The organism is Neisseria sp. P0020.S003, assembly GCF_051957095.1.
GTDB lineage: Bacteria > Pseudomonadota > Gammaproteobacteria > Burkholderiales > Neisseriaceae > Neisseria > Neisseria subflava.
Genome location: NZ_JBQCWU010000064.1, coordinates 1 through 466, shown reverse-complemented (window position 1 = coordinate 466; position 466 = coordinate 1). Strand labels below are relative to the sequence as shown.

At 49.1% G+C, this 466-nt stretch carries 1 rRNA gene; it reads left to right on the top strand.

Annotation, left to right across the window (positions count from 1 at the left end):
• Positions 1 to 466 (top strand): 23S ribosomal RNA (locus ACTHTQ_RS11320); the annotation flags it as partial.

Below are 466 nucleotides of genomic sequence, written 5' to 3'. Positions count from 1 at the left end.
TTGTAAAGTGTGCTGGAGATATCAGAAGTGCGAATGTCGACATGAGTAGCGATAAAGCGGGTGAAAAGCCCACTCGCCGAAAGCCCAAGGTTTCCTACGCAACGTTCATCGGCGTAGGGTGAGTCGGCCCCTAAGGCGAGGCAGAAATGCGTAGTCGATGGGAAACAGGTCAATATTCCTGTACTTGATTCAAATGCGATGTGGGGACGGAGAAGGTTAGGTTAGCAAGCTGTTGGAATAACTTGTTTAAGCCGGTAGGTGGAAGACTTAGGCAAATCCGGGTCTTCTTAACACCGAGAAGTGATGACAAGTGTCTACGGACATGAAGTAACCGCTACCACGCTTCCAGGAAAAGCAACTAAGCTTCGGTTTGACTTGAACCGTACCGCAAACCGACACAGGTGGGTAGGATGAGAATTCTAAGGCGATTGAGAGAACTCAGGAGAAGGACATCGGCCAATTGCTA